2 protein-coding genes are annotated in these 891 nt (G+C 70.7%); both read left to right on the plus strand.

Translation table 11 applies throughout. The annotated features are described in order from the left end of the window. A partial coding sequence (locus QCN29_RS36705; RefSeq protein WP_279933590.1) for a redoxin family protein occupies nucleotides 1-396 on the plus strand: 396 nt, incomplete at its 5' end. Nucleotides 397-408: 12 nt separating this feature from the next. Beyond that, nucleotides 409-891 (plus strand): cytochrome c biogenesis CcdA family protein (locus tag QCN29_RS36710; protein WP_279933592.1); only part of this gene is annotated, 483 nt, incomplete at its 3' end.

Below are 891 nucleotides of genomic sequence, written 5' to 3' on the forward strand. Positions count from 1 at the left end.
CTGAACTTCTCCGCGACCACCGTGGACGGAAAGCCGTTCGACGCGAAGACGCTCGCGGGCAAACCGGCGGTCTTGTGGTTCTGGGCGCCGTGGTGCCCCACGTGCAAGGGGCAGGCCGCCGAGACGGCGAAGGTCGCCGCCGACAACTCGGGCGAGGTGAACGTCGTCGGGGTCGCCGGCCTCGACAAGAACGCCGCCATGCGCGACTTCGTCGCCGACACCGGGACCGGCTCCTTCCCCCACCTGTCCGACGAGAAGGGCGAGGTGTGGAAGCGGTTCGAGGTCACCCAGCAGAGCCACTACGTGATCCTCGACAAGACCGGCAAGACCGTCTACGAAGGCGTCCTGCCCGGAGGCAAGGGGCTGGCCGACAAGGTCTCCGGACTCATCGGCTGAGCAGGAACCGCCATGGCCGACCTTCCCCTCGCACTTGCGCTCGGCGCCGGCATGCTCGCCGCCGTCAACCCGTGCGGCTTCGCCCTGCTTCCCGCCTACCTGTCCCTGCTCGTCCTCGGCGACGACACCCCCAGCCGCACCGTCGCTGTCGGCCGGGCCCTGGCCGCCACGACCGCCATGACCGCCGGGTTCGCCGCCCTCTTCGCCGTCTTCGGCCTCGCTATCCAGCCGGTCGCCGGGCAGGTGCAGCAGCACCTGCCCTGGTTCACCATCACCTTCGGCCTGCTGATAGCCGCCGCCGGCGCCTGGCTGCTCGGGGGCCGGCAACTGCCCAGCATGGCCCCGAAGCTCCGGCGCGCACCGAAGGTGACCCGCTCCCTGCCTTCCATGGCGCTGTTTGGTGCGGCGTACGCCACCGCCTCCCTCGGCTGCACCATCGCCCCCTTCCTCGCCATCGTTGTCTCCGCCTTCCGCAGCGGCTCCACCGGCGAAGGC

This window comes from Streptomyces chengmaiensis, from assembly GCF_029846775.1.
Taxonomy (GTDB): Bacteria; Actinomycetota; Actinomycetes; order Streptomycetales; family Streptomycetaceae; genus Streptomyces; species Streptomyces chengmaiensis.